At 46.2% G+C, this 25,546-nt stretch carries 15 protein-coding genes; 6 read left to right on the forward strand and 9 right to left on the reverse strand.

The features are described 5' to 3' along the window. Nucleotide 1: 1 nt before the first annotated feature. The 4 genes from A1OO_RS15495 to A1OO_RS15510 form a co-directional block, all read right to left on the reverse strand. Nucleotides 2–1,036, reverse strand: a complete 1,035-nt coding sequence (locus tag A1OO_RS15495; protein WP_026023890.1) for an efflux RND transporter periplasmic adaptor subunit — start codon at nt 1,034–1,036, stop codon at nt 2–4. A 185-nt stretch (nt 1,037–1,221) separates the two neighbouring features. Continuing rightward, nucleotides 1,222–4,593 (reverse strand): ATP-binding protein, encoded by a 3,372-nt coding sequence (locus tag A1OO_RS15500; RefSeq protein ID WP_017003569.1) that lies wholly within the window; start codon nt 4,591–4,593, stop codon nt 1,222–1,224. Nucleotides 4,594–4,597: 4 nt separating this feature from the next. Beyond that, complete coding sequence (locus A1OO_RS15505; RefSeq protein WP_017003570.1) at nt 4,598–5,806, reverse strand: EAL and HDOD domain-containing protein; 1,209 nt, start codon at nt 5,804–5,806, stop codon at nt 4,598–4,600. 188 nt (nt 5,807–5,994) lie between these two features. Next, complete coding sequence (locus A1OO_RS15510) at nt 5,995–6,882, reverse strand: PhzF family phenazine biosynthesis protein (protein WP_017003571.1); 888 nt, start codon at nt 6,880–6,882, stop codon at nt 5,995–5,997. A gap of 267 nt (nt 6,883–7,149) precedes the next feature. Between A1OO_RS15510 and A1OO_RS15515 the strand changes: the two genes are divergently transcribed. Beyond that, complete coding sequence (locus tag A1OO_RS15515) at nt 7,150–7,323, forward strand: ATPase (RefSeq protein ID WP_016960244.1); 174 nt, start codon at nt 7,150–7,152, stop codon at nt 7,321–7,323. A 111-nt stretch (nt 7,324–7,434) separates the two neighbouring features. On the opposite strand, the gene A1OO_RS15520 is transcribed toward A1OO_RS15515, so the two are convergent. The 3 genes from A1OO_RS15520 to A1OO_RS15530 all read right to left on the reverse strand — a co-directional run bounded on the left by A1OO_RS15520 (nt 7,435) and on the right by A1OO_RS15530 (nt 15,261). Next, nucleotides 7,435–10,188: a M16 family metallopeptidase gene (locus A1OO_RS15520; RefSeq protein ID WP_017003572.1), complete on the reverse strand. Its 2,754-nt coding sequence runs from the start codon at nt 10,186–10,188 to the stop codon at nt 7,435–7,437. 240 nt (nt 10,189–10,428) lie between these two features. Beyond that, the gene (gene katG / locus A1OO_RS15525) at nt 10,429–12,603 is read right to left on the reverse strand and encodes a catalase/peroxidase HPI (RefSeq protein ID WP_017003573.1); all 2,175 of its coding nucleotides are present in this window, start codon (nt 12,601–12,603) and stop codon (nt 10,429–10,431) included. A gap of 315 nt (nt 12,604–12,918) precedes the next feature. Further along, the gene (locus tag A1OO_RS15530; protein WP_017003574.1) at nt 12,919–15,261 is read right to left on the reverse strand and encodes a glycosyl hydrolase family 18 protein; all 2,343 of its coding nucleotides are present in this window, start codon (nt 15,259–15,261) and stop codon (nt 12,919–12,921) included. A 695-nt stretch (nt 15,262–15,956) separates the two neighbouring features. Between A1OO_RS15530 and A1OO_RS15535 the strand changes: the two genes are divergently transcribed. After that, nucleotides 15,957–16,427 (forward strand): FKBP-type peptidyl-prolyl cis-trans isomerase, encoded by a 471-nt coding sequence (locus A1OO_RS15535; protein WP_016960248.1) that lies wholly within the window; start codon nt 15,957–15,959, stop codon nt 16,425–16,427. Nucleotides 16,428–16,552: 125 nt separating this feature from the next. On the opposite strand, the gene A1OO_RS15540 is transcribed toward A1OO_RS15535, so the two are convergent. Beyond that, on the reverse strand, nt 16,553–18,379 hold the full coding sequence (locus A1OO_RS15540; protein ID WP_431354952.1) for an EAL domain-containing protein: 1,827 nt from the start codon (nt 18,377–18,379) through the stop codon (nt 16,553–16,555). 670 nt (nt 18,380–19,049) lie between these two features. Beyond that, on the reverse strand, nt 19,050–20,462 hold the full coding sequence (locus tag A1OO_RS15545; RefSeq protein ID WP_026023892.1) for an aminotransferase class I/II-fold pyridoxal phosphate-dependent enzyme: 1,413 nt from the start codon (nt 20,460–20,462) through the stop codon (nt 19,050–19,052). A gap of 362 nt (nt 20,463–20,824) precedes the next feature. On the opposite strand from A1OO_RS15545, the gene doeA reads away from it, so the two are divergent. The 4 genes from doeA (at nt 20,825) to A1OO_RS15565 (ending at nt 25,535) form a co-directional block, all read left to right on the forward strand. Continuing rightward, nucleotides 20,825–22,012, forward strand: a complete 1,188-nt coding sequence (gene doeA, locus A1OO_RS15550; protein ID WP_016960251.1) for an ectoine hydrolase DoeA — start codon at nt 20,825–20,827, stop codon at nt 22,010–22,012. Between the two features lie 47 nt (nt 22,013–22,059). Next, entirely contained in the window at nt 22,060–23,067 is a 1,008-nt protein-coding gene (doeB, locus tag A1OO_RS15555) for a N(2)-acetyl-L-2,4-diaminobutanoate deacetylase DoeB (protein ID WP_017003576.1), read from the forward strand. Between the two features lie 195 nt (nt 23,068–23,262). Continuing rightward, on the forward strand, nt 23,263–23,742 hold the full coding sequence (locus A1OO_RS15560; RefSeq protein WP_017003577.1) for an Lrp/AsnC family transcriptional regulator: 480 nt from the start codon (nt 23,263–23,265) through the stop codon (nt 23,740–23,742). Between the two features lie 278 nt (nt 23,743–24,020). After that, nucleotides 24,021–25,535: an NAD-dependent succinate-semialdehyde dehydrogenase gene (locus A1OO_RS15565; RefSeq protein ID WP_017003578.1), complete on the forward strand. Its 1,515-nt coding sequence runs from the start codon at nt 24,021–24,023 to the stop codon at nt 25,533–25,535. Nucleotides 25,536–25,546 lie beyond the last annotated feature (11 nt).

The following is a 25,546-nucleotide window of genomic DNA, read 5'->3' on the forward strand; positions in this document are numbered from 1 at the left end:
ATTACAGCCCTCTTTCCTTCACCCATGGATAGACAACCATGCCATTTTTTAGGCTTTGAATACCGTTGACTACGATGACATCACCGTCAGATAGCCCGCTTTCAAGCACATCGCCATTAAGCACGATAGGGACGTTGTTCACCTTGCCCCCTTCTCCAACACGCCACACGGAAGTTAGCCCTTCATTAATATCAATCGCACTTGAAGGCAACGTATTCTGAGCACTGCCGGGAAAATTTGTCGACACTTCGGCAGCCATACCTGGCAACACATTGACACCTTGGGGTCGAGGCAAAGACACGGTAATTCGATAAGACGCTGTCGTGGTATCTGCCTCAGTATCTACTTCTTTAAATTCGGCAGGGAAAGTCTGATCGGGGTATGCGTCAAAAGATACCGAGGGAGAGTGGCTATTGGCTTCTCCTCCAGAAGAGAAAAAATTGAATAGCCTTTCTGGTAATTGAAAACTGACATTGATCACTTCGTTAGTTTGAATATGCATGACAGGTTCCATCGCATTCACAAACTCAAACTTTTCTTTCACTCTTAACGACACCGTGCCACCGTAAGGCGCTCTCAATGTTGTGTAGTTGAAATTGGATTGGGCTAACTCTAAGCTAGCTTTGGCTTCATTCAGTGACGAGACCGCTTTATCAAAATCCTGCGCAGAAATAAAATTGGTTTTCTTCAGCTTTACCGCGCGTTGATATTGAACAGTGGCTAATTGATGAATAGATTTCGCTTTTTCTAACAACAATAAGTATTCAGCTTTGTCGAGTTCCGCCAGTACGCTTCCTTCGACAACCTCCTCTCCTGAAAACACCGGCATGGCAATGATTTTGCCTTCTACTCGAAAAGCTAACACGGCCTGATCATCGGCCTCAACGGTTCCTGGAAAAGCTCGCTCAACGTTGCTTTCTCCAATCGAGACGGTCATTAATTTTGCGGGACGTGCTTCAGGTTCGGGGATTGAAACTTCTTCACTGCAACCACTTAAATAAAAACAACACGCAAAAATAAGCGTTACTTTCATCATAACTCTCCTTGTCAGAACAATTTTATCGAGAGGATTTGAAAACGTACGAGTAGCGCAGTAGCACTTGAAAACCCTAAAGATAGAGTACTCGAAGAAAGGATAGAATTAGTCAGATATGGTCATTTTCTTATATATCAAACAAATAACTGCATAAATTGGACAAGGTCACTCTATGTGGTTAGAGATTACGTAATATTCGTTCCATTTGATTCCGAACAAATCGTTTCAACTTCACGGGTGATCGTACCCGTGCTCTGATCCAATTCAGGAAGAAATTGTTGCAGGTCTTCGATAGATTCACCGGGCATTTTCTCTATGCGTAAACACAAGTCTGCCAAACCATCCGCACCAATCATTGATGCTGCGCCTTTCATACGATGCGCGATTTTTTTCGCAGCAGCAACGTCGCCACTGTCGAGTGTTTGCTGAAAAGCGTCAATATCTGCTTGCTGTGCCGACACATACTTCCCAAGAATATGATGAAGCAGCTCCTCGCTGTCCCCAACCTGATCGCGAATACGCTCTAGGTCCAGACTAGGATGCGGAGCAGCCATGTTTGACGATGACAGAGAGGATGAAATGTCTGGGTGTGACGTTTCCTGAGAAGTACGCTTGTTATGATTGTTCACGGCGTCATTGAGGCTAAGGGTCGACGTATAATCATCTTCCAAAGTACTCGATACATATTTACTGCTGACATATAACAGCATCAAATTGACCAATTGTTCTTTAGTAAATGGTTTTGCTAGGTGAGCGTTCATCCCTGCATCAATACAACGTTCTGAATCTCCCGACAACGCATTCGCTGTTACCGCTATGATTGGCGTATCAGTATCAAACTCACGAATTTTATTGGTTGCTTCAAACCCATCCATCTGTGGCATCTGGCAATCCATCAGTATCAGGTCATAAGGCGTATCGGTGTGCATTTCCAATGCCTTAAGACCATCTTCTGCGAGCGAAGGGTTACACCCTAAGCTATTAAGAATTAACATCATCAAATCTTGATTCACTAAGTGATCTTCTGCCACCAGCACGTTTAACCCTTCAAATCTCACAAATTCCGGCGATTTGACTTCAACAGTCGGCAGTGGTTCGTCTATCGCCAAGGAATGGAACAATGTATCGGGGTTCACAGGGTTAATCAGACACGGTAAGCCCAACTCATCAATGACGCCATCGTGGCTGATCATAATCGAATTTGCCGCCATGTTGATGACGGGACGCATCTCTCCCATGACGCTATCATCGATGAAAAGCAATGTTGTCTCCGTGATGGATTCATTGGGCGTTTTACCCGGCGTAAATTCCGACACATCCATACCAACACTAGACAGATAGGTGTTAAAGACCGTGAATAGCTGGGCGTCGTTAGTTGCAATGACAGCATTAAGGTTGCGAATATCATCAGGAAGATGCATACCACTAAACAACGTGTCGTTCATGTCTTCTACACTTTTCAGCGGTATATCGACAGTGAAGGCCGTCCCCATACTTTCTTTACTCTCCACGGTCAGGGTGCCATGCATAAGTTCAGTGAGTTTCAGACAAACGGGTAAGCCAAGTCCTGTGCCTTGATAAGATCGCGAATAGGAACTGTCAACTTGCGTGAAATTATCAAAAATTGCCTGCTGGTTTTTTTCTGGAATGCCGATACCTGTATCTTTGACTGTCAAACGAACCATCGCCTTTCCATCAACGACAATCTGACTGATGTGAACCATGACAGAGCCTTTCTTGGTGAATTTAACGGCATTACCCACCAAGTTAAGAATGATTTGGGTGTAGCGAACAGGATCCAAAATCAACCAACGAGGAAGATCTGGCTCAATCAAGCAATGAAGGCGAAGGCTTTTTTCTACCGCGCGAGCGTGAAACACAACCAAAGCATCATGCACCAGATCAACCAATTCCGTTTCCTGCTCGATAAGCTGCATTTTGCCCGCCTCGATTTTGGTCAGATCGAGTACATCGTTAATGATATTTAGCAAGGCATTAGATGAATGAGCGAGCGTATCAACAAAATAGGATTGTTGTTGGTTGAGTGGCGTATCTTTGAGCAGGTTAGACATGCCGACAATGCCATTCATCGGCGTTCTTATCTCATGGCTCATCATGGCGAGGAAGTTGGTTTTAGCTTCGTTGGCGCGTTCCGCTTCTTCTTTCGCGCTCAACATTTCTTCGGATATCAAATCATTAAGTTTCTTTTGGCGCACAAAGTTGACCATCGCACTCAGGCTCGACAATACCGGCTCTAGCCAAGAAAGTAGATCATCATCGTAGCTCGTCGATTCATCAAATAGGCAAACCACACCAACTAATTGATTCGATAAAAATAAAGGCATGCATAATGAATTGATAATGAGCTTATTGTTGTTGGTAGTCAGCCCTGCGACTTGCAGGCTCTTATCCCCTTTTGTTGTTTCAATTACCTTGGTGACAACACTCTTAACAAATTCCTCAGACACATAGCCATTAGCAACAAGGCGAGTTTGTGCCAAAGGACGATAGTTGTCTTTCTCGTTGTAATCGACCTCTACAATCAAGCCGTGGTTACTTTCCCCGATCCGGAGTAGTATTTTCAGTACTTCTTTAAAGCTGTTGTGGTAATCATCGCTGACAAGAAACTTATCTTGAAGAGTTTTCACTGCGGAAAAAAGTTCAGCACCTTTAGACACTTTTATTTTGTCGAGATGTTGCTCTGTAATGTCTCGAATAATGGCAACTTGAAGTTGTGCATCATTAACTTCAATTTTCGTCGAGCGAACTTGAACAATGACTTTGTCATGAGATCGCACAAGCTCGTAATTTAAATTCTTAGTGTTAAAGCCATACAAAGCTTGCGAGAAATAAGCGCGTGAATCAGGGACCACTTTTGCAATAATGTCGGTGAGCGACGTTTTTTCTAATGGGATATCGTCCAGCTCAAACATCCGCTTTGCGGCCTCATTGAGTGTCGTCACTTTGTGGTCTTCCCCGAGCACCAGCAACCCATCTTTGTAGCTGTGAATGATGGTATTGAGGTAATTTTTACTGGATTCAATTTCTTTAATCGCGCGCGCATATTTCCATATCAAAAACATGATCATCAAATCGAGCAAAAATATCTGCGCAATACCCGATACGATCTCTGATGTCAGCGTGTTTTCAATGGGTCTTGGGTCTTCATAGATAATGAGCTCGCCAACTGGTCTGGGTTTATCAAGCTCCGAGTATGTAATCGGAAAGCGATGAAGGCGGAACTCGTTATCAAATCGTCCATCTTTGGGGGGCGTGATATGGCGGAAACTATCATCGTTCGCAACCACCTCAATGCGATACACGAATCGAGAGAGCGCCTCGCTCTCTAAGTCCTTGACGACGGTCTCAAAATCAAAGTTCCAAAGTTGATTGGGTAAACGATAAGACAAGCGTGTAGCGATAGACGCAATTTCATACTCTAGTTCACCATGAAGTCTGTCATGGGTTTTCACATAGTTGAACGCACCAAACATACTGAGTATCAACGTGCCACATATCAGCAAAATCACAGCAAGTTTTGTTCGCATCATCAACATAGGGCTAAACCTGCATGCTAGAAGTGATATCCGAAGTACTATCTCGCGCCTGCTCGTACTCTTTTAACACCGCTTTATCATTAAGCTTGAGTTGATTACACCAATGCAATAAACCATTCCAGTTCGCATGTTCAATGTCGTGACACAATGAAAGTAAGTGTCCATATACACCCGATCTGGCAACCAAAGCGCGCTTCACATCGGGAGAAAGATCGAGCAACCCAATAATGTCGGCCATTGGCTTACTCAACATCACGTCTAGCATTGAGAAAGCGCCAACAATGAACCCTTCATCCTGATTAAATTGCTCAGAATCGAGCGTCAATGACGAAAGAAACGTCGCGCGGGTAAGAGACACACTTTGGAGTTGGGCTGCATGTTGGTGGTTCAAATTAGACATGATCAGCAATGACACTAGACGCCTTAGAGATTGCACACCTAAATACACCACCGCCTGACGTGGATTAGAAATTTTGTTTTTCTTGGTTTTTGCCAAAATGTTTGCGCTGGCTATCACCTTGTAAAGCAAAGAAACATCTTTGGAAATAATTTTGGTGAGGGTGTCGATATCATCAGGAGTACGATTGATGATGATACAAACGTCCAGCAACGACATCACTGACGGGGCAACATCATCAGTACGAACAACCTGAGGTTTTTCAAAAAAGTAGCCTTGAAACAACGCAAATCCATAGCCTTGCGCTGCAGCTAACTCTTCTTGTGTCTCCACTTTTCTTGCCAAAAACACTTGTTGTGAAAACTGTGTAATGGTTTCTTCCCAATCTGCTGGATTGCTGCGTTCCATACTGATGCTAAAAATATCGACCAATTCAAGATGCCTGCGCCATTCATTATCCATGGCCTTACTATCCATCAAGATACGGTATCCTTCAGTACGATAGCTTCTCAGCTTACTAACGAGCTCTTGAGAAGGTAAGCAATCATCCGTCACCGAAATGATCAAATGCTGTGACGGCATCGCCAATGGGATCTCATTCAGTAACGAGGACTCCCCGAAACTGACAATATAGCGAATGTCAGTGTTACGATTGGCACTGGATAGAAAATTGGCACTCAATATACGCGATGTCGCCGTGTCTTCATCGACAGACGGAAATTTGTTTTCCAATCCCTCACGGAATAGCAATTCGCTACCCCAATGGTGCAGTTCATTGTCAAAGATTGGTTGGCATGAGAAAAACACTTCGGCCACGCAGTCGCCATCCTATTTATGAGACATGTAATTAAAATTTAGACCAAATGCCGTATATTTCCTTTTTTTTCCGTTAAATAGACGAAACTCTTGTTCAACATCACGCGTCTTGGGCCCACGAATGACAAAAACAAAAAAAGAAGCCAAGAGGCTTCTTTTTTATTTATAACTTTCAATAGGTTTGCTGTTTACTCAGTGGCTTCTTCAATGCGGAAAGGGATCCGCTGAGGTTTGTCACTGAAACCTCCAACACTCACTTGAGTGATGTCATCACCATCAGGCTCAACACTGGCCCAAATTAATGAGCGTCGGTTCAAGTTTTCGCCTTGCTCAAACAAATAGCGATACTTACCACCACCTTGATAAACATGCAGATAAGACGCTAGCGCACCCGCAGCACTTCCGGTTGCTGATTCTTCATTAATACCAAGTAGCGGGGCAAAGTTACGACAGCGTGCTGAAATATCGGATTCTGCAGGCGTCAGTGAAAACACGTGTACAGCCCCTGTCTTGGTTGCCTTGTTAAATTTCTTAATGGCTGCAAAATCGGGCGAAACCTTGTTCAATACCGCTTCGTCGGTTACCGGGACAATGATATCGAACAAGCCAGTAGATACCGCTTTTACCGGTAATCCGGTTGCAAGTATGTCTTCAACGGTTAAGCCGAGCATTGATGCTAGTTCATCAGCAGCAAACTCTTTACCAAATTTAGGCAAGGTTTGCTCCATGGAGATGCGTCCTTCAGGAGAGACGGATACCCCTAACACCCCTGCGCCAGTTTCTTGCTTGTAGTCACCAGCCTCTATTTTCCCATTTTTAAACAGAGTAGAAAACGTACCGACCGTAGCGTGACCACAAAACTCGACTTCATTTGTTGGTGTGAAAAAACGCACACGAAAATCTGCTTTTTTCGAAGGGGAGACAAACGCGGTTTCAGAATGGCCAAGTTCTTTGGCGATAGACTGCATTTGTTTGGCGGTGAGATGAGCGCTGTTGAGAACAACGCCCGCTGGATTGCCGCCTTTATTGTCAGCAACAAAGGCATTAACCACATAGACTTCAATAAATTCTGACATCGCTACCTTCCTTGTTTTTTATTATTCTCTGTCGGTCATGTGACCTGTTTCGAAATAACAGGTACAAAACACATTTAGGTATATTTGTTACAGTGTTACAAAAAAGCGAAAAACACAAGAAATTGATGTTTTTTCAGGGTATGCGCGACCTTGTCGTCACGAAAATTGCCTTAACCACGCTAAGAATGCTGTTGAGGCGTCATTTGCTTGCTAGATGTTAGGTATTTTCCTTAGAATATGTCCCACATTGGCTAGGAGTGTTAAACAATGATCGATTTAGAAAACATGATGAAAGGCGCACCTGAGCGCGAACCCGATCTTCCTTTGCCTTCTTTAGAAGATCAAAAGCGTATCGTCGCGGAGCTTAAAGCATTAGAAGAGAAAGGCGAACTCACGCCTGAGGTTATGGAAAAGTACTTCGGCGGTAAATCAACGCATTAATGATGATTTGAACACTTACCGCGAACGGTTGCGGAGTTTGTCAATTCAATGGCATATGACTCCGCTATTAAGCGGTTAAATTGTCAAAAAAACGCGCCTAAAGCGCGTTTTTTATTTCAGGTTGTTGGGTCTCAAGATACTTTCAAACAGTGTACTGCCGTCAAACAATTGTTTAGCTAAACGGGTCAACATCCCCTCATCTATTTGATAGATAATCTCATCAGGGTACAACACCCCTTCTACGCCATATCCCCACAGGTCGTATCGCGCCAGTGCACCCACCATGTACAAACCATCGTTACTAATGTCATACATATCATTTGAAAGCTGACGAGCGGCGTTATCTCTTTCACGTTTTGACACAGGGGCTGTCAGCACGCCCTGAATCTCGGGCCAAAGCGACGCCAATAGCTTTTCTTTTTCCGGAGAAATTAACGCAGTTAAACTCGTCACCGAAAAAGCCTCGCCATCCCGCGTCCAAGAAGAAAAATACGGGTCGTAAGACAACGCATGTTTTTCTCTAACAAGGTTGTTATAACGAGATTGCAGCACTCGGTTTAACATGTCTTCTGCGTAAATTAAATTCAATGTTCGCGGCGTTGCCTCAGAGACGAATACACGCTCGATATAGGTACGATATTCTGGTGAAAGATGCTTAACAACACGACCACCATTACGGTTATATCGGTTCAATACTGGCTTTGTTTCTTGCCTTTGGGTGGTCATGCTACCCAAATAGCCCGTCACCATCCTTTCAACAATGCCAAGTGATTCATCTGACACTACATAGATACTGAAGTGCCCGACGTCACTGAACAGCTTTTGGTAAACATGTTTAACATCATTAAACATTACCGATTCATAATCTTCCGCTGACAACGGAGACTCATAACAGTCAGACGGATAAATCGCATCTAACGATGCCCGGCCAAACACATCATAAGGTGAGCTTTCCGCACTATTTACCCGATGAATAATGCGTGCTTTTTCTCGTGAAAACGCCTCGTTATTGGGTTCAATCTTTTCAATTAGGTATCGTAGCGCGTTCAATGCTTCAGGGAGGTATTCATTGGGACTCAACAACGCGAAATTATGACTTTTATTGAATACTTCGGGTTCGATAGAAATCGATCTAACCTCAAGGTAGTGCGAAAAATCAAACGCTTCAATATTGCCGACGTTACCGGTTCGGTAGGTTTCAAACAGTAAATCAAGCGCTGCCCTTTCTGTTCTAGAAAGAACGGATAGCCCCCCTTTGGCTTGTAAAACCACATAACTTTCATACGTCGGCCGATCCATTTGATAAAACATCACGGGCAATCCGTTTGGCAGTTGCCATTCAAATAGGCTGTCGTGTCGTTCATTGACCGCCTCCACCCCCTCACTGAATGTTTCAGGTTGCGGTATCTCCACATCCAAATAGGCGACATTTACGTTTTCGCCCCGCTTTCCGGCATCAGCAAAATAGCGCCGCTTCAATGCTTCAGCATCAGATATTGATTCCCCATTGTCGTAAACCAAAGTGACGGCTTGATGAGGGACAGAAAGAAGCTTGGCTAACCTTGAATTGAATGCATCAAACGACAGCGTATTGAGAAAACCTTCGAAATTCGCATTCTGCTCTCGGTCATCTTGGGGCAATCGGTTGAGGTAGAGATCTTGCATTGCCGTTTCTGCAATCTCAATGGGCAGGTAGTCTTCATACAAATTAATGGACGCTTTGTACTGCTCAAGCAACGCAGAAAATTCACCACGGCTAGCACCATGGTCGCGAAGAGATGCCATATTTCTCGCCAATTCATCCAATATAAATTGTCTGTCGACATTATTGAATTCAACAACCAATTCGTACACGTCATAACCTGGCGTAAAGGCAACACTGTTATAAATGCCATTGTGCGAAACACCGGCACGGTCGAACTGTTCTTCTAATCGCAATTGAATGGCATCCAAAACCATCCATTCCAACCACATCTCTCTTTGCTCTCTCAACGTATTGATCGCGTTCTGACGTCCATCGGGAAAGCTAAGTACAACAGCAGGCGACTCGCCTTGCGGCGCATAAAGCGTTAATGGATAAAGAATATTGGCGTCTATCTCGTCAAGTTGATGGAGCTCTGGCTTTGCGTTATTGGAAGGCAATGACGCAAACGCTTTATCAATCTTCTGACTTAAGTTGGCGACATCGATACCGCCAACCACGACCAACTGCATTCGATTGGCTTGGTACCACTTCGTGTAAAACGCCCTGAGTTTGTCAGCCGTAGCCTCTGTCAACGTTGAATCAGTACCAATCGGATCGCGAACGACATAGGGCGAGTTTGCGAGTAATGTGTCATAGAGTTTGAGCTGCCAAGATGCATCGCTGCGATTGTCTTGACGCCATTCACCAAAAATAACTCCTATCTCACTGTCCACTTCTTGCGGGTCGAGTATCAGCCCATCGCCAATGTCTCTGAACCACGCCAACGCTTGCTGCGTACTTCCGTTGTCCGGGAGAGAAAGCTGATAGATCGTCCGCCCATAATCAGTTACCGCATTAATGTCAGGCCCAAACTCGACGCCTACCGCAGCAAACGTATCGAACACAGAATTGTTTGGAAATCGCTCGGTGCCATTAAACGCCATGTGCTCAATGAAATGCGCATAGCCTCGCTCATTGTCCTCCTCGTTTAGACTCCCAACGTTCACTACCAAGCGAATTTCAACGTTTTCACCTTCTATCGGGAACAGGTGATACTGAAAACCATTGGCAAGCGTGACTGATGTCCAATTAGGATCCGTCGTTAATGCAGGAGAAAGCGTAAGTGTTGAGCAACCCACCACTAACAGTAATGCTAGTGTTGTTGCTAGACGAGCAAACATAGAGGCTCCGGAAATTCAATGCTATGAATCACTGACAAGAAATGATGTTTTAATTTGATGACTATTAAGACATAGGCAAGGTTGGAAAAATTGCAATTCAAGCGAGAATGTGAAGTTCAGTGTCAATTGAGATTAATTTCGCTCGGAAATCACTAAAGTCATGCCCGATTTCTTTCGAAAAAAAAAGCCGCCAACGCGTGGCGACTCCGTATCTCTTTCATGACTAAATAAAATCAAGCATTAGGCAATGAGATCAAAGCGATCTAAGTTCATGACTTTCGTCCACGCTGCTATAAAATCATTCACGAATTTTTGTTGAGAATCTTGTGTGGCATAAACTTCTGCCAATGCGCGAAGTTGTGAGTTTGAGCCGAAAACTAAATCAACACGAGTACCTGTCCATTTGACCGCACCGGTTGACCTGTCACGACCTTCAAACACGTCATCGCCACTAATGGGTTTCCATTCAATGCCCATGTCGAGCAAGTTAACAAAGAAATCATTGGTTAACGACTCAGGACGATGCGTGAATACTCCGTGACAATGACCACCCGCGTTGGTGTTAAGAACACGCATGCCACCCACAAGCACGGTCATTTCTGGCGCTGTTAGTGTCAGTAATTGCGCGCGATCAACCAACATTTCCTCTGCAGAGACGGTGTATTTGGCCTTCTCATAGTTTCGGAAACCATCAGCCTCAGGCTCTAACACCTCAAAGGAATGAACATCAGTTTCGTCCTGTGACGCGTCCATCCTTCCCGGTGTAAACGGCACATCAACCGTTTCGCCAGCATGTTTAGCCGCTTTTTCGATGCCAACACCACCCGCTAAGACAATAATATCCGCAAGTGAAACACGCTTGTCGCCCGTTTGAGTTCCATTGAAGTCAAACTGCACGCCTTCCAATTTCTCTAGCACCATCGACAACTGGTCTGGGTGATTAATCGCCCAATCTTTTTGAGGTGCAAGTGCAACGCGTGCGCCATTGGCACCTCCACGCTTGTCTGAACCACGGAACGTCGATGCAGACGCCCAGGCTGTAGACACTAATTCTGAGACAGTTAAACCCGTTGCCTCAATGTTGGCTTTCAGATGTGCAATGTCAGCGGCATCGATCAAGACATGATTGCGCTCTGGTACATGATCTTGCCAAATCATTACTTCACTCGGCGCTTCTGAACCAAGATAACGAGTACGAGGACCGAGGTCACGGTGGGTCAACTTAAACCATGCGCGTGCAAACACCTCTGCAAACTGATCCGGATTTTCCATGAAACGACGAGAAATCTTTTCGTAAGCTGGATCAAAACGAAGAGACAAATCCGTTGTTAGCATAGTGGGGAGCCGTTTCTTCGAACTGTCAAATGGGTCAGGGATAACGCCATCTGCGTCTTTCGCAACCCATTGGTGTGCACCAGCGGGACTTTTCGACAGTTCCCACTCGTAACCAAACAAGTTTTCAAAGAAATAGTTGGTCCATTGCGTTGGCGCTTGTGTCCAAGTGACTTCAACGCCACTGGTAATTGCATCACCGGCTTTACCCGAACCATGGCTGCTTATCCAACCAAAGCCTTGTAATTCTATCGGCGCTTCTTCCGGTGCTGGCCCAACCAATGCAGCATCACCTGCGCCATGTGTTTTACCAAAAGTATGCCCACCCGCAATCAATGCGACGGTTTCTTCGTCATTCATTGCCATTCGTGCGAAGGTTTCACGAATATCAACAGCAGCAGCAAGTGGGTCAGGGTTACCGTTTGGCCCTTCTGGATTCACATAGATAAGCCCCATTTGAACAGCAGCAAGTGGGTTTTCCAAATCGCGGTCTCCGCTATAGCGAGTATCGCCAAGCCAAGTCTTTTCTGTGCCCCAATAAACATCTTCCTCTGGCGCCCAAATGTCTTCTCGACCGCCTGCATATCCAATCGTTTTGAATCCCATCGACTCCAATGCAACGTTACCCGTTAGGATCAGCAAATCAGCCCAAGAGATCTGTTGGCCATATTTTTGTTTTATCGGCCAAAGTAATCGACGAGCTTTATCTAAGTTTCCGTTGTCAGGCCAGCTATTGACTGGCGCAAATCGCTGATTCCCAGTGCCTGCGCCACCGCGTCCATCTGATGTTCTGTAGGTACCCGCGCTGTGCCACGCCATACGAATAAAAAACGGGCCATAATGACCAAAATCTGCAGGCCACCAATCTTGAGAGTCAGTCATTACTGCATGAATGTCTTGCTTCACCGCTTCGAGATCGAGCGCTTTGAATGCGTTTCGGTAATTAAAACCACCGCCTAGGGGATTAGACTCAGGGGTGTGTTGATGCAAAATACTGATGCGAAGTTGGTTTGGCCACCAATCACGATTTGTGGTGCCACCACCAGCAGAATTGTGGAATGGGCATTGACTCATATCAGACATAACTTTCCTCCAGATAAACGCATGTTGTCTGCGCAGACTTAAGGTATAGATGGATTAGCCCCTCGTATCCAATTGGAAGATCTGAACGTTGTAATAGGTAATTTCGATGTCATACGTGATAAACAAAAAATAGATATATATCATATGTTTACATTGATTCGCCATTCTCACGTTTGATACGGTGCATTCACAAATAAGCCTCTCAAGTGAAACACCCAAAACCGACCAATGAAACCGAGAGTCAACCCAAAAAAATAAGCCCCGCGAAATGCGGGGCTCGGTATGACTTATTTAACGCTTACTAAGCGTGAATCATTACTGAAGTGCCCAAGGGCCATTAGCAGATCCTGGCATGTCACCTTTAGTCCACCATTTCGCCTTGTACGTGCTACCTTGGTACGTTGTTTGATCACCACCTGTGTAGACTTTATCTGAACGCCACTCGTTCAATGAACCATCGTCAAACTCTTCCCAAACGGAAGCTTTGCCTGGCTCTTCACCTTTGGTCCACCATTTCGCGGTAAACTCAACACCATTGTGAATGACTTTGTCACCCGTGTTGTAAACCTTGTTGGCGTCCCAGTTGCTGTCAGTTGGCCCCGTATCACCTTTCACGTTAACCGCAACGGTGGCTGAATCAGCATCCGAACCGTCAGTCACTGTTACCACGACTGAGATCACGCTGTCTTTATCAGATGCAGGTGCAGTCACAGTAATAACTGCAGAGTTACCATTTTGAGCAACGACACCTTCGCTTGCAGTAAAGGTCAGCGCATCGCCTTCAGCATCAGAAGCAGACACCGAGATATCGACAGACTCGCCAGCGTTAACTGAAACTGATGAAGGAACGGTCAGTGCTGGTGGCGTATTTTCAACAACGCCAGAGCCTTTCACATTCACAGCCACGGTAGCCACGTCAGATTTCTTACCATCTGTTGCAGTTACTGTAATCGTCTCAGTGACATCTGTTGCGGTGTTCGGTGCTTTGTAAGTCACAGTCGCTGTGCCATCGCCATTATCAACGACATCTGCACCAGACGCGGTAAATGACAATGCGTCGCCGTCTGCGTCTTTCGCTGAAACAGCAAAGCTAATCACTTGACCAGATTCCGCGGCTTGTGCACCCGGTACAGAAATGACTGGCGCTTCATTTGGCATTACATTCGCGCTAAACACGTTGTCAATTTGCTGTGCCAGTGGCGATTTCAGGTTGGTACACTCTTTTAGCTTAGTACCGTGATTGATGAAGGTACCTTCACACTGAATGTCACCGTGTACCTGCCAAACGATAATACCGCCAAGATCGTTGTTCACAACATACTCAGCTTTCTTACGAATGGCTTCTTCATCGTCGTAGCTAAGGAAATACTTTCCTTTCACTGCATAAGGCACTTCTGCATTGGCGTCCCAGAAATGCTCCCAGCCGTTTTGCTTAATGATGTAGTTGTAGTTTGGTTGACCTTCAAACGCTTTCCAGTTATCCAAGTCCACTGACGACTCAGTCGGACCATCAACGGAGAAATTCACGGTACGCTTGTCGGTAGGTGCGCCTAAGTACGCCGTTGTTTCGTTAGTTTGAACACCACGACCGTAGAACGCTGCGCCGAAGTTAATCTTCTTAGATGGAATACCACGCGCCTGCATCCAAACGCGCAAATCGTCCAACGTTAGTCCATCAAACTCTTCTTCTGGGTACGGGTACAGCGGGGAGTTATGACCCGCAACGTTTGACCAACCACCGTTAAGGTCGTACGTCATCATGTTGAAGTAATCCATCGAGTTCGACAGACGATTCCAATCGTAACCTTCTAGTGCAGCGGGTACTGCTTTAAACGCAGCAGTCAGAAGTTTGTCATCACCAATACGCGCACGAATGTCATCCATCAACTGTTCAAAGTTAGCGTAATCGACATCAGAGCCAGTGAAGTTCATGCCGCCAGAACCAGGGAATTCCCAATCAATATCAATACCGTGGAAACCGAGTGCCATTAGACGGTCTACGTCAGCAAGGAAACGTTCTTTTTTGACCGGATCAGCCGCCATTTCAGGGAAGTGCTTAGACATACTCCAGCCGCCAAGTGAGGCCATCACTTTCACGCCTTTTTGGTTTGCCAAATCAATCAAACCCGGTGCGCCGCCTTCTTTTTTCAACGGAATAGGCATTTGGCCTGTTACGCCTGACGGCGCATGTTTCCAACCGCGTCCATCTTTCACAAAACCTTGTGCTTGTACTTTTGCTAGCTGATCAGCCTGCCATGGTTCGTTTCCAGGGAACTCATGAATGTACTCAAGCTCACCCCAAAGAATATGGAAATCCCAGCTTGAATAAACATCTGGGTGCAACAGTGGGCCTGGTTCTTGAACAGAATTAGGTTGGTAGATGTTCTTGTTACGTAAATCACCACTGTGCAGCGAGCCATCTTTTGCTACACCGAAAAAGGAGAAGTTAAGGATGGAGTAGATATCCATGTCTACGTTTAAATGGGTTGCTTCGCCTTTTACGCTAAAACCTGCATCAGTGCCCTTCCACGCTTCCCATTGCGTCAGGTAACCAATAACCGCTTTATCATGTGTCGGTGCGGCTTGCAGTGAGGCACTCATGCCTAACACGCCAGCGACACATACGGCAACCGCTGTGAACTTAAGTCCTTTATACATTGTTATTTTTCTCCACGTCTTGGATGTTGGTTGTTGTGCTAACACCTACTTTTCCATTACTTAATTTCTGACGCGAATGTAAATATCAAACTTTGGTATCAAGGTTAGGAATGTGTTTACTCAGTTACATTTATTTCGTAAATTTTTTGCAGCAATGCAGCTAATTGGAAGAGAAAAACAGGCGAATATCACATTGTTAACAATTCGTTTTTTATCTTAAAAATCAACCATATTTAACCAACATCACGATGAAGCTGAGTGAAGTAAAGACGTTAAATAATAGATAAAAAAAATCCGCCAGCGTAAGGCATGGCGGAGACAAGCAACAAATGTGAAGCGCTAACTAAATATTCCCTTCAGCAGGGAAATAGTGAGTGTAAGCCGTGCCGTGTAAGCACTATGGCTTATAGCAAATGGCATACCAATTAATTCAATCGGCAGAACATATGGGAGGACGGGTACTTATTACACAGAAATTCAAAGCATGACGTTAGATATTGGGGCAATTTTTGCACCATCTATGCGCAAGGTGGCAACGAGGACTGGCTCTAAACGTGCGTTTCAAACCGTCATTCTTACCTTCAACGTTAGCAGCGTCACATCTTGTTTAGCTTTAACGATTCCAATCTGACCTCTGCTTGATGATAATGTCTCACTTCAAGGCGTTGCCAATAACAACCAGTGAGATAGCTACCATGGATTTTGCGTTACCTCTCGTCATCCTCGTGATATTCGTTTTCATTATTCTTAACCGCCAGAAGGCTAAGAAAGCCGCAGCAGAAAACATTGAAGCTGGCACAGCATTCTTAGACAAAAATGCACAAGAGGAAGGTGTGATGACCACCGCTTCTGGTCTTCAATACAAGGTGTTGGAACAAGGCGAAGGCGAAGCACACCCAACCGCCAAATCTCGCGTAAAAGTGCACTACCACGGCACCTTGCTCGATGGCACTGTGTTTGACAGTTCTGTGCAACGTGGTGAGCCAATTGATTTTGGCTTAAACCAAGTGATTCGTGGCTGGACAGAAGGCGTTCAGTTGATGAAAAAAGGCGAAAAGACACGTTTCTTTATCCCTGCACAATTGGCTTATGGCAATACGTCAGCAGGCGCAATCAAGCCCGGCTCAACGCTGATTTTCGAGGTCGAATTACTCGATTTTAACTGATCGTCGTCATTCAATAATCGAACGAAGAAAGCCGCTTACCATCATGGTATGCGGCTTTTTTGTTTTCGGGCGACCCCTATTGCGAGTGATCAGTAACAGCAGGCAGTGTCATGTATTGATAACACTTAGCCTAACTCAACAACCTTAGATGCGCTTTCGACGCTTTGCGTCCACACAATGGCTTCATCAAGAGGCATTGGCCTTGCAAAGTAGTAACCCTGACAGGTTTCGATGCCACAGCTTTCGACAAACACTTTCTCGTGCTCTGTCTCAACGCCTTCTGCGACCAGAGCGCAACCAGTCACTTCGCTAATCTTCCCTAACAGTTGATAGAGGTTTTGGCCTCGCTCTTCCTTCACGTTTAACAGCAGCGAGCGATCCAGCTTCACCTTGTCGAAGTTGAACTTGAGCAAATGCGAAAATGACGCATATCCAGCGCCAAAATCATCAATAGCTACTTTCACACCCAGGTTTTGCAAAGCGTTAATATTAGCGGTGATCTGAGTGTGATCTTCTAAAATAGCTTCTTCGGTGATTTCAATCTCAAGCGCCGTTGCTGGCACACCGTAATACGTCAAACGCTCGGCAATGTAATCCACAACCTTCGGGTTAGACACGGTATCAACGCAGATGTTCACACCTACCTTACAGCCCTTAGCAATTGGGAACTGTTTTATATCGGTCAGAACAAGATCGATCACCATTTGGTCAAGTTGCCACATCGCATCGAGTTGTTGAAAGTCCGATATAAACGTTGGTGGTTGTACGTTGCCATTCACATCTTTGTAGCGAACAAGCGATTCGAACGCGATGTGTTTTGGGTTATTTAAATTAACCTGGGGTTGGTAAAACATCACAAACTCGCCCTGACTCAGCATTCGGCTCACACGTTGACTGACTTCATGCTTGTTGATATAGCCGCCCATCGAAGTATTTACGTCGACGAGGAAAGATTTCAAGGTACTGTTTTCAATTTCGCTTTTACGAAGAATGGCCCTGTCGTCAATGTTACTTCTCCCTGCGTAATGCAAGTAGAAAGGGCGATAAATCAGTATACCGACGCCCACCACAACAAGTTGAAGCACAACGCCACCAAGACTGTCTTGTGTCGCCCAATAGCCGCTTAAAAATGGTGGCGTCATCCAATCCACTATCGTGCTCACCGGGTTAACCCAACCAATAGACATTACGCCATATACCACCGCAAAGCTGACGATAGGAACGAGGATAAACGGGATAATCAATGTCGGGTTAAACACGATCGGCAAACCGAACAAAAGCAATTCGTTGATGTTGAACATCACTAAAGGCAATGCTGACAGCGCCAATATAGTATGGCGACGATCTTTGGAAAATAGCAAGATACAACACAGCAAACTGAGCGCATTTCCAGAACCGCCGATCGCAAGAAACGCGTCATAGAACCCCTGCCCCAAGATATTCAGTGATGCCTCGCCCGCTTCCCACGCAGCGATATTTAACTTCGTGTCTTCAAACAATTGCTGCTTTGCTCTAAACAGAAAGTTATGCCCATTAATGCCCACTGAACCTAACAGGCCCAATAGAAAGACATATGCCATGCCGCCATCAAACGTCAGTGGATCAATCACCGACAAATCACGGTACTTATCACCATACGCAATGATGGTCTTCGTGAGTGCCGAGAACGCCATGGTTAGCAATAAGAAACCAAAAAAATGTGCCACTTGCTTATAGAGCGCACTGACAAAATCGACACGTGATGGATTGAGTGGGTACAGACGAAATGACACACAAGATGCCGTCGCTACACCTGCAGTCAACAAGGCTACGAGTGGGTTATTCGGCAAACCATTGTGATCCGCCACCAAACCATTCGCCAACGAAATCGTGACGAACATTGCCAACGCATACGGCACAACGACCATTGGATTCACACTGTGTTTTGACGACAAGTAGTACGTCGTAATCAAACACAATGCCGTTGGGTATACCCCGATCAAAATATTCGAAAAGTAGAAAAATTGTTGCGCAACCAAAGGGATGTTTGAGAAATTTAATAGTTGACCAACAAATATCGAAATCGCGTTACAAATAGTTAAAGGGAGAAGCAGTAAAAAAACAATGGATATATCACGTACATAGGTATCGTAATAAGATCGGAAAGTAGACAAGTTGCGCATATACAGTTGTTAAATCTCAGCACGTACGATTAATACACAACAAACATTACCCATAAATCGCCCTGATGATTGCATTCGGTATCATTAAACACACAAAAACATCGCACTCACTATCTTTCGAAAGTAAGCCGTGATTTTGTCTGTTAATGAGGGAAGACGGGCATACCCGCTAAATCAATTGGCAAGAACTCATAGTCTGAGAGTCCGCACTATCCAAGGAGAGAAGCAGTTTGTTGACGGTGTTCACTGTTGTTCAAAAATTTTGCGAATTATATAGTCCAAAATATATACACTCAACCAAACCTTGGTGTTATTTCTAATTAGCATCCCCCAAGCGCCCATTGGAAATAAAACACATCCACCATGTAAATACTTGGTAACAACACAACCACAAACTAAGGCAATAAGCCGTCACTAAACTAAAAGTGACTGAATTATCTAAATGAAAGACATGTATCCACTACAACAGAAAATGTGGTGGCGGTGGCTCGCTTTTCACCAAGTCTGAAACGATCTGCAATCCACGCTTGATACGATAACGACTGGCTTCTCCTCCCAAGCTAATTCGAACATGATTTCTGCGTATATCGTTATCTAATGTGAACGGCTGAAAACCTGTCAGTTGAACACCCGCTTGTCTTGCGGCAACCAGTAAATTGTCAGCTTGCCATTCGCTGGGCAAGGTTAACCACACATGCTGACCATAAGGGTGAGCTTCAAAGTGCATGCCGGATAGACAATTCGCGGCAAGACGCTGTCTAGCCGCAAACTCCTGACGCTGAAATGCTTCAATGCGCTCAACTGAGCCATTAATGATCCAGTGACTGGCGATTTCAAACGGCAAAGGTGTGGCCATCCAACTCGTCGCCGCCAATCGTCCAACAGCATGCTGCTTAAGATGGCGCGGAACAACCAGATACCCAACGCGCAACCCTGGTGCCACTGTTTTTGTCAGGCTGGTAACATAGAAACTCTGCTCAGGGATCAAGCTCGAAATTGGCGGTAAACGATTCGGTTCTAACGCGCCATAAACATCATCTTCGATTAGCATCAAGTTATGTCGCTGCACCACTTCAGCAATCGCCATTCGGCGTTCCATGCCCATGTGTGCGCTGGTAGGATTGCTCATGCTCGGCGTACATGCCAATGCTTTAATTTCTCTTTGCTTGCAGATGCGATCAAGCGCTTCAGGAATGATTCCTTGTTCGTCCATGTCGATGCCGCACAGCTTAAAATTGAAGATCTTTGAACGTGCAATTAAACCGTGATCAACAAGCCGCTCGCATGCCACTGTGTCACCAGACGAAATGGCAGTACCAAGCGCGAGCACCAAGCCGTGGCATGCGCCATTGGTTAACAAAACACATTCAGCTTCCGCGTTCAGCTTTTGTTGGGCAAGATAATGTACCGCCGCGTCTATGTGTCGTCGCAGCCCAGCAACGGGTCGCGCTGAATTGAGCAGATGAGCGGTATCACCATGCTTGGCAATGTCCATCAAGGTCTCATTGAACAACTGAGTGATTTGATTGGTGTAAACCGGGTGTGCAATTGACATGTCAATCACGTCGGAAACCGACTGTTCATTCTTAACGTCTTGCGTCAGCAGAAACTCACTTTCCTTCCCTTGGGCAAAGCTTCTGACAAACGTCCCGCTGCCCACCCACGCCTCAACCGCACCTTGCTTTTCTGCATGGGCATAGGCATTGCTGACCGTCTGCACACTGACGGCCAATTGATCGGCCAGTTCACGATGCGGCGGTAATTTCGATCCCGGCAGCAATACGCCCAAAGAAATTTGATCCATTATCGCTTTTGAGATCGCCATATATTTCGGGAGCCCTGGGGCTAATTCGAGGTTTAATTTAATTGTCATAGTTCAATATTTTTATTGACCAAATTTTAGCCAGTGGTGTATCTCTAATGTATGCCTAATCAAAACAATTTGGCAACATTGAATCGTATTGATATGTATTGAACTAGTTTGAACTATAAGCGGCACTGATAAAAAGGAGGCCGGAAACGCATAAAACTGAGCTTAACGCATTCATAACAAGGTTATGGACGTGTCGCTGCTACTCAAGTTTCAGCATCACAAAGCGGAAGGCAAAGCTGGGAGGCAAAACAGTCATAAGTGGAAGGTCGATCCTGATCTCTGCTAGATATTGATGACTGGCGATGACTCTAACGATGGTCAACGTTCGTCCATTTGGGCGGTATATTGAGGAGCAAAGGGGCATGAGTGATGTAGTCCTTAATTTTACACTTGAAGAGTTTGACGTCCGGCTGGAGAAAGTTCGTGCGGCTATGGAAATCAACGAAATTGATATTCTTATCGTCCATGATCCGTCCAACATGGCGTGGCTAACAGGCTATGACGGCTGGTCATTTTACGTACCTCAATGTGTCGTCGTCGCACAAACTGGCGTTCCTTTGTGGTTTGGTCGTAACCAAGACGCCAATGGTGCACGTCGCACCGTTCATATGTCTCCTGAAAATGTCGTAGGCTACCCGGATCACTATGTGATGAATCCTCCGCTTCATCCTATGGAGTATCTCGCTAACGCAGTGCTTGGTGAAAAGCTATGGGACCGTGGTCGAATTGGCGTCGAAAAAGACAACTACTACTTCAGCGCAACCGCCTACGAGGCATTGCGTGACAACCTACCCAACGCATCATTTACTGATGCAACAGGCTTGGTTAACTGGTGCAGAGCAGAGAAATCAGAACAAGAACTGTATTACATGCGAGCAGCAGCGCGCATTGTAGAAAACATGCACCGCGTGGCTTACGACCTGATCGAACCTGGATTACCGAAACATATTCTGGTGGCTGAAATTAACAAGCACTCCGTTATCGGTCACGATGGGCACTTCGGCGACTATGCCGCTATCGTCCCCTTGCTACCGTCTGGCATTGACGCGTCGGCCCCACATCTCACGTACGATGATCGTCCCTTTAAAAAAGGTGAAGGCACTTTTATCGAGATGGCGGGGGTTCACCGTCGCTATCACTGCCCGCTTTCACGCACGATTTATCTTGGCGAGCCGGCCGATCATTTTAAACGCGCCAACGATGCATTGAATGAAGGTCTAGAAGCGGGACTGGCGGTTGCCAAGCCTGGTAATACGTGTGGCGACATTGCCCGCGCCCTCAATGCCATCATGGTGAAGTATGGTTTTGATCGGGGCGGTTCACGATGCGGCTACCCCATCGGTATGAGCTATCCACCCGATTGGGGTGAGCGCACCATGAGTCTTCGCGACACTGACACTACCATTTTGAAAGAAGGCATGACATTTCACTTTATGCCCGGTCTTTGGATGGATGATTGGGGCATGGAAACCACAGAAAGCATCGTGATCACGCAGTATGGTGCAGAAACATTGTGCAATTTTCCACGCCAGCTTTTTATTAAGCATTAGCAGTGAAGAACATACTCAAACGCTCACGAAAAAAGGATTAAGATTCTATGGCGAAATTACCGCCTAGTTCAGTATCAACAACCGTTGATTTTGAAGCAGACGGCATACAGCATGGCTTTTTGAAATTGCCTTATTCTCATGATGGATCGGCATGGGGTGCCATCATGACCCCCATCACCGTCATTAAAAATGGTGAGGGTCAAACAGCGCTGCTAACAGGGGGAAATCATGGCGATGAATACGAAGGGATCACGTCATTACTCAAATTGAGCCATACCCTAACACCCGCTGATATCAAAGGCCGCGTAATTATCGTGCCAATGATGAACCACCCAGCTGTCGAAGCGGGAAGCCGTGTTTCTCCCATTGATAACGGCAACATGAATCGCGCATTTCCGGGTCACCCCTACGGCAGTATGACAGAACGTATGGCTGACTACTTTACCCGTCACCTTGTCCCCTTGTGCGATACCGCACTGGATATTCACTCAGGGGGCAAGACACTAGACATTCTCCCTTTCGCTGCGGCTCACCGTCTTGTCGATAAAACGCAGGAAGAACGTTGCATAGAAGGCGCACGATTGTTTGGCGCGCCCTACTGTTTTTATATGGAAGAAATGGACCCGACGCAGCTGTATGACACGACTGTTGAAGCACAAGGAAAAGTGTTCGTCACCACGGAATTGCGAGGCGGCGGAACCACGAATCCTGAAACAATTGAAATGGCAGATCGTGGTATTCACAATTTCCTCGTATTCAGCGGCATCTTGCAGAAAGACCACATTGAGCCACCTAGCACACCCACTTTCTTGGAAATCCCAAATGCTCAGTGTTATTTGCAAAGTGAGCACAATGGAATCTTAGAGCTATGTGTGACGTTGGGTGATGACATCAAAGAAGGTGACCTCATCGCGCGCGTTTATTCGACCGAACGCAGTGGACAAGCCCCGATCGAATACCGTTCACAAACTCACGGTATCCTCGCTGCCCGTCGGCATTTAGCTAAGATCAGCCTCGGTGACACCTTCGCCGTGCTTGCGAAGCCAATCGACTAACCACCTCACTTCTGAGGCATAGCAAACGGCGTTGCATCATCAAGTCGCTCGACGCCGCTTGTTTCTGCCTGGGCTATGTGAACCAAACGCCCTCGCCACTCGCCTTTAGCACACAAAATTGGCCTCGAGAAATGTCAACAATTCCAACTCTGTGCCACGCTTAAAGGTATCGAGCACACTGAGACAGGGTCATCAATGCAACTTGATCGGTACGACACAAAAATCCTGCAAATTTTGGCGACGCAAGGGCGAATCACAAAATCGCACCTCGCCGAAGCGATTAATCTGTCGATCAGTCCGTGCTGGGAACGAGTAAAGCGCCTTGAAGAGGCTGGGATCATTGAAGGCTATGGCGCCAAGATCAACCCCAGTATCTTCAATAAAAAAACGCCGGTACTGGTGGAAGTCACACTTGGAAAACACGACGCAGCCAGCTTCAAACGTTTTGAAGAAGCCATGCAAACCTGCCCTGAAGTGGCTGACTGTTTCGCAACGGGTGGAGGCATTGACTACATCCTCAGAGTGATGGTGAAAGATATCGATCAGTATCAACGTCTTGTCGACAGTTGGCTGGTGTCAGAACTCAGTATTGAGCGCTATTACACCTACATCGTCACGAAAACGATCAAGCACCAAGGTGACACATTTGAAATCGATGAAAACCTGATGCGATAACCTTCTTTTCGTCTCGAAAAATTCTCCTTAACGCCTCTTTTATTGCTCACCGTCAGGCCATTAATCGCACTCGTTTTCCTGTGCAGAAAAAACACCATGTCTTTCGTCGTCCAATAGAAAAAAACCTCAAGCCAAACCCCATTTAACAGAAAACAACCCAGCCGAAACTGACTTACCTTTTAATGAGAAAAACCATATATACCCAAACAAACTCTCGCTGAACAAGCATCTTGAGGTTGCTTGGATATACACGAGTCATCTTATAGGGAGGTCATGATATGGCCGCACTGAATTTGCCTTACGAAGGAAAAGCCAGCAACGCTGTGTTAGCGCAGTTGGATGATGCGCGCTTACTCCGTCAGCTTGCTTATATAAACGGAAAATGGGTGGCAGGTAACGACGATATTGCCGTGACCAACCCCGCCGATGATCATGTGTTGGGTTATGTCACCTCATTAAAAAAATCTCAGGTCGACAAGGCCATCAACGCTGCGCACAAAGCTTTTGTTCCTTGGCGTGCCTTATCCGCAGAACAGCGGGCAACCAAACTGATGAGTTGGCATGATTTGCTGCTTGAAAACAGAGAGGACCTCGCCCGCTTAATGGTATTGGAACAAGGAAAAGCCTTAAACGATGCTCGGGGCGAAATTGATTATGGCGCATCGTTCATTCGCTGGTTTGCCGAAGAAGCGCGTAGAGCTTATGGTGAAACCATCCCTAGCCATATCCCCAATGCACAGCTTGCTACTCTGAGAGAACCGATTGGCGTAGCGGCGTTAATCACGCCATGGAATTTCCCCAATGCGATGATCACCCGCAAAGCCGCTGCTGCATTGGCAATTGGTTGTACGGTGATCGTGAAACCTGCCAACGAAACGCCCTTCTCCGCATTAGCACTCGCGGAACTGGCAGAGCGTGCTGGCATTCCAGCCGGCGTATTTAACGTGGTCACCGGCGATGCACCCATGATCGCCGCCACGCTGTGCGCCTCAGACAAAGTAAAGGCCCTCTCGTTTACCGGTTCCACACGCGTCGGGAAAATCCTACTCGAACAATGCGCCGATACAGTGAAGAAGTGCTCGATGGAGTTAGGTGGCAATGCCCCTTTCATTGTTCTGCCGGACATGGACATTCATGAAGCAGCCAACGCTGCGATTGAAGCCAAGTTCCAGACATCAGGCCAAGACTGCCTCGCCGCCAACCGGATCTTTGTACCACGCGAATACCATGACGAATTTGTCGCGGCCTTCGCTGCTGGCATGCAAAAACTTCGCGTTGGAAATGGCATGCAAAAAGGCGTAGACCTTGGCCCGTTGATAAGCCGTCAAGCCGTCGAAAAAGCGCAAAAATTGGTCGACGATGCACTCGAAAAAGGCGCAACGCTACTCGCAGGAAAATCACCACAATCGCTCAACAGCAATTTTTTTCATCCCGTACTGCTAACCCAAGTTACGCCTGACATGGCGGTATATCGTGAAGAGAACTTCTGCCCCGTTGCAGGTGTGATTGCCTACGACAACGTAGATGACCTTCTTGTTGCCGCGAACGACACCGAATATGGCCTTGCTGCCTACGTGTACGGAAACGATATCCGCGACATATGGAAGCTCATGCGCGGGCTAGAGTTTGGCATGGTGAGTGTGAACAGCGTGAAAATGACGGGTCACCCGATCCCGTTTGGCGGCATGAAGCAGTCAGGCCTTGGGCGCGAAGGTAGCCGACACGGTTTTGATGAATACAGCGAAATTAAATATTACTGCCTTGGCGGTTTACCGACAGCCAGCGGTTGCTGATCTTTTGCAGA

It is taken from the genome of Enterovibrio norvegicus FF-33 (assembly GCF_000286835.2).
GTDB lineage: Bacteria > Pseudomonadota > Gammaproteobacteria > Enterobacterales > Vibrionaceae > Enterovibrio > Enterovibrio norvegicus_A.

What these genes read in the sequence shown, in the direction of transcription:
- A1OO_RS15495 (WP_026023890.1), bottom strand. Translation starts at nt 1,036, where the DNA reads ATGATGAAAGTAACGCTTATTTTTGCGTGTTGTTTTTATTTAAGTGGT.
- A1OO_RS15500 (WP_017003569.1), bottom strand. Translation starts at nt 4,593, where the DNA reads ATGTTGATGATGCGAACAAAACTTGCTGTGATTTTGCTGATATGTGGC.
- A1OO_RS15510 (WP_017003571.1), bottom strand. Translation starts at nt 6,882, where the DNA reads ATGTCAGAATTTATTGAAGTCTATGTGGTTAATGCCTTTGTTGCTGAC.
- A1OO_RS15515 (WP_016960244.1), top strand. Translation starts at nt 7,150, where the DNA reads ATGATCGATTTAGAAAACATGATGAAAGGCGCACCTGAGCGCGAACCC.
- A1OO_RS15520 (WP_017003572.1), bottom strand. Translation starts at nt 10,188, where the DNA reads ATGTTTGCTCGTCTAGCAACAACACTAGCATTACTGTTAGTGGTGGGT.
- katG (WP_017003573.1), bottom strand. Translation starts at nt 12,603, where the DNA reads ATGTCTGATATGAGTCAATGCCCATTCCACAATTCTGCTGGTGGTGGC.
- A1OO_RS15530 (WP_017003574.1), bottom strand. Translation starts at nt 15,261, where the DNA reads ATGTATAAAGGACTTAAGTTCACAGCGGTTGCCGTATGTGTCGCTGGC.
- A1OO_RS15535 (WP_016960248.1), top strand. Translation starts at nt 15,957, where the DNA reads ATGGATTTTGCGTTACCTCTCGTCATCCTCGTGATATTCGTTTTCATT.
- A1OO_RS15545 (WP_026023892.1), bottom strand. Translation starts at nt 20,462, where the DNA reads ATGACAATTAAATTAAACCTCGAATTAGCCCCAGGGCTCCCGAAATAT.
- doeA (WP_016960251.1), top strand. Translation starts at nt 20,825, where the DNA reads ATGAGTGATGTAGTCCTTAATTTTACACTTGAAGAGTTTGACGTCCGG.
- doeB (WP_017003576.1), top strand. Translation starts at nt 22,060, where the DNA reads ATGGCGAAATTACCGCCTAGTTCAGTATCAACAACCGTTGATTTTGAA.
- A1OO_RS15560 (WP_017003577.1), top strand. Translation starts at nt 23,263, where the DNA reads ATGCAACTTGATCGGTACGACACAAAAATCCTGCAAATTTTGGCGACG.
- A1OO_RS15565 (WP_017003578.1), top strand. Translation starts at nt 24,021, where the DNA reads ATGGCCGCACTGAATTTGCCTTACGAAGGAAAAGCCAGCAACGCTGTG.